4 protein-coding genes are annotated in these 3841 nt (G+C 63.3%); all 4 read right to left on the bottom strand.

Going from position 1 to position 3841, the window contains the following annotated elements; genetic code table 11:
• On the bottom strand, positions 1-755 hold a 755-nt coding region (locus ORS3428_RS06580), incomplete at its 3' end, for an ABC transporter permease (protein WP_071095707.1).
• Between the two features lie 50 nt (positions 756-805).
• Positions 806-1876, bottom strand: a complete 1071-nt coding sequence (locus ORS3428_RS06575) for an ABC transporter ATP-binding protein (RefSeq protein WP_071095705.1) — start codon at positions 1874-1876, stop codon at positions 806-808.
• On the bottom strand, positions 1873-3066 hold the full coding sequence (locus ORS3428_RS06570; RefSeq protein WP_071095703.1) for an ABC transporter substrate-binding protein: 1194 nt from the start codon (positions 3064-3066) through the stop codon (positions 1873-1875). The genes ORS3428_RS06575 and ORS3428_RS06570 overlap by 4 nt, the downstream gene beginning before the upstream one ends.
• A gap of 39 nt (positions 3067-3105) precedes the next feature.
• Positions 3106-3841: glucuronate isomerase (locus tag ORS3428_RS06565; RefSeq protein WP_172833648.1), on the bottom strand; the 736-nt coding region annotated here is incomplete at its 5' end.

Raw genomic sequence — 3841 nt, 5'->3', positions numbered from 1 at the left:
GCCGAAGCCAGGGAATAGTCATATTGCTCGAAGGCGGCTTCATAGGCCGCGATCGATATGACGCGCGTCGGCCCCGATGGGGCACCGAGCAAGACCGCGGATGGAAAGACGGCAAATGCCTGGACGARGGACAGGCAGAAGGTGATCGCCAGGCCCGAGGCCAGCAATGGCAAAATGACATGCCCGAAGCGCTGCCGCGCATTGGCGCCGAGCGTTGCCGCCRCCTTCTCCAGCGAAGGATCGATGCCGGTGACGTAGGAGAGCGTCAGAAGGAAAGTGAAAGGAAAGCCGGTGATCACCAGCGACAGGAACACGCCCCAGTAGTTGTGCACGAGGCGGATGGGGCGAGCGATCAAATGCAAGAACAGCAGCGTCTGGTTCAGCCAGCCCTTGGGGCCGAGATAGTTGAGCATACCCTCGGCCACCAGCACCGTGCCAAGCGTGATCGGCAGGATCAGGATCGTGGTGAGCAACCRCTGGCGGTGCATCAGCCTCACGCGCATCGCGATCGGCACGGAGATCAGAACATTGAAGAGCGTCGCGGGCAGCGCAATCCACAATGTCTTGCCGATGGTTTCGTACAGAAACGGATCGGAGAAAAACTTGGCATAGTTCGCCAGCATTCCGCCTTCCTTCGGCTGGAAGGAAAGCCACAGGCCATAGAGGAAGGGATAGACAAAGAGCAGCAGCACGAAGAGTATGGCGGGCACGACAAGCAGCGTCACGCCATCGAGCCCGCGCGCCGCGAGGCGCATGGACAGCGGCAGGCGCTCCGGCCGCGGCGCGGTTGCGCAGGAGACCGGGCTCACGCCGCCTTCTCCCGCTGGTAGACCAGCACTTGCGCCGGATCGGCGGCAAGCCGCACCGTCTCACCGACGGTCACCGGGCGCTCGGAGCGGAAGAACAGTTCGAGTCCCTCCGCAGTTCGCGCCGTGCCGAAGAAACTGCGGCCGCGATATTMCGACGTCTCGACCGCAGCCGAGACCGGCCCATCCGAATTCACCACAAGATCCTCGGGCCGAATCGCCACCATCGCATCCGCGCTCGGGATGGAATCCACCGCTGTCCCTTCGATCGTGGCGCCGCCGATATTCAGCGTGGCGAAGGCGCCGTTGCGCCCGGCGATGCGGGTTGGCARCAGATTGCGGTAGCCCATGAATTCGGCGACGTCGGCGTGGGCAGGCCGCGCATAGAGTTCGGCGGGCGTTCCGACCTGCCGCACAATTCCATCACGCATCACCACGATGCGATCGGCCAGCGACAGCGCCTCGTCCTGGTCGTGAGTCACATAGATGGTGGTCGAACCGAGAAGATTGTGGATGCGCCTGATCTCGCCGCGCATCTCGAGCCTGAGTTTTGCGTCCAGGTTGGAAAGCGGCTCGTCCATCAGGACCAGCRGCGGCTCGATCACGATGGCGCGCGCGATGGCGACGCGCTGCTGCTGGCCGCCCGAAAGCTGGCCAGGCAATTTGTCTGCATGGGCCTTCAGCCGCACCAGCGAAAGAGCCTCGTCCGTCTTGCTGTCGATCTCGGCTTTCGGCCTTCCGCGCATGGCAAGGCCAAAGCCTACATTCCTGCGCACGCTCATATGCGGAAACAAAGCATAGTTCTGGAACACCATGCCGAAGCCTCGCTCTTCTGGCCGCAAAAGATCGATGCGGCGGTCGTCGAGGAGGATCGCGCCATGGGTCAGCGGCAGGAGACCGGCAATCGCATTGAGCGTCGTCGTCTTGCCGCAGCCGGAAGGGCCGAGCAGGGCGATGAACTCGCCCCGCTTGATCGTGAGGTTCACGTCCCGCAAAGCCGAGAGCCCRCCGAAGTCGCGGCCGACACCGTCAAGGCGCAGTTCACGGAAATCGCGGGAAGCGCTCGTCATGWCTTCTTGACCTTCTGGCCGCCGACCTGCTCGTCCCAGATGCGGAATGYGATCACCATCTTGTCGGGCGTCAGCGGCAGTTCGATCGGATTGCCGGAGATCAGGGCCTCGTATTCGGGCCTGCCGAATTGCTTGATCGCGTCCTGGCTCTCCTGCGGCGCCATGGAGATGGGAACATCCTTCACAGCCGGGCCCGGATAGAAATAGCCCTGGTCATAGGCATAAGCCTGCTGGACCGGCTGCAGCATGAAGTTCATCAGGTCGATGAGCACAGCGAGCTTGTCGTCCGGAACACCTTTCGGCACCGCCATGTAGTGCGCATCGGCGACCCAATGGAAGCCCTGCAGCGCAACGACCTTCGCCTCTGCCGGAACGGTTCCGAGCACGCGCGGATTGATGTCCCATCCCGTCGTGGATGCGATCATGTCGCGCGAGCCTTCGCCAAGCTCCTTCATGGTGGCGCCGGTGCCCGTCGGATAATATTCGACGGTCTCGCCCAGCGCCTTCAGAAAGGCCCAGGTCTTGTCCCATCCCTTCTCCGGATCCTTCGGATCGGAATCGCCGAGGATATAGGGCAATCCCATGATGAAGGTGCGGCCTGGACCGGAATTGGCGGGCCGCGCGTACATGAAGCGGCCCGGATTAGCCTTCGCCCAGGCAAGCAGATCTTCGGCGGTCTTGGGCGGCTGCGGCACGGCGTCGGGCATGTATTCGAGCAGCGGGCCGGACGGGTAGTAGGTCACGACGACGCCCTGGCCCTGCGCCAGTCCCTGCATGTTCCACGCGGCGGGCTGGTAGATGTCCTGCAGCTTCGGCAGCAGGTCGGCATGATCGGGAAGGAGGGTGACCCACAGGCCCTGCACGATGCCTGCCGACAGCGCATCGGTGCCGGTAAGGACGAGGTCGATGTCGACGCGTCCGGCATCCTGCTGCGCCTTGATCTTGCCCGGCAACTCCGGCGCCGGCGCCTTGGTGAAGTGCACGTGGCCCACGACATTGGGTTTGGCCGCGGCGTAGGCTTCGATCGCCTTCTGGGTGAGTGCGAGGTTGYCGGCCACGTCGACGATGTTGAGATCGACGGGCGACGAGGGCATTTTTAGCGCGGCAAATGCCGGACGCCACACGGCCGCAAGGCTGGTGAGCGCAACGCCCGCCGTGAACGTTCTTCGGCTGATGTCACGAAAAGTCATGTCTTCCTCCCTTGGTCTTCGGTTGCCTGGATTGCTTCCTCAGTTCAGTTTGTAGGCCTCCCTGGCGAGTCGATAGCCGAGGTCGTGGGCGACCCCGAAGGCCTCGTCTTCATCCAGCCGGCCTGACGTGACCAGTCCGGCAAGGAATGCGCAATCGACGCGGCGCGCCATATCGTGCCGCGCAGGGATCGAGAGATAGGCGCGCGTGTCGTCGTTGAAGCCGACAGAGTTGTAGAAACCCGCCGTCTCCGTGGTCATTTCGCGGAAGCGGCGCATGCCTTCCGGCGAATCGTAGAACCACCATGCTGGCCCGAGGCGCAGCGCCGGATAATGGCCCGCGAGCGGCGCGAGCTCGCGCGAATAGGCTGTTTCATCAAGCGTGAAGAGGATGATGGTGAGCCCGCGCTCATTGCCGAAGCGGTCGAGCAAGGGCTTGAGCGCCCGCACATAATCCGTGCGCCCGGGAATATCGGCGCCCTTGTCGCGGCCAAAGCGGGTAAAGACGGCCTCGTTGTGATTGCGGATCGAACCAGGATGGATCTGCATCACCATGCCGTCGTCGGCGCTCATGCGCGCCATCTCGGTCAGCATCTGGGCGCGGAAGTGTTCGGCTTCATCCGGCGTGAAATTGCCCGAAAGCACTTTGGCGAATAGGYCCGCCGCATCGGCTTCGGAAAGATCGGCGRTCACTGCGGAAGGATGGCCATGATCGGTCGCCGTCGCGCCGAGGCCGCGGAAGAAATCGCGGCGGCTGCGATGGGCTTCGAGATAGCCT

Source organism: Mesorhizobium sp. ORS 3428, assembly GCF_001854785.1.
Classification (GTDB): domain Bacteria; phylum Pseudomonadota; class Alphaproteobacteria; order Rhizobiales; family Rhizobiaceae; genus Mesorhizobium.
The sequence above is the reverse complement of the archived record's forward strand: the minus strand, read 5'-3'. Positions and strand labels throughout refer to the sequence as shown.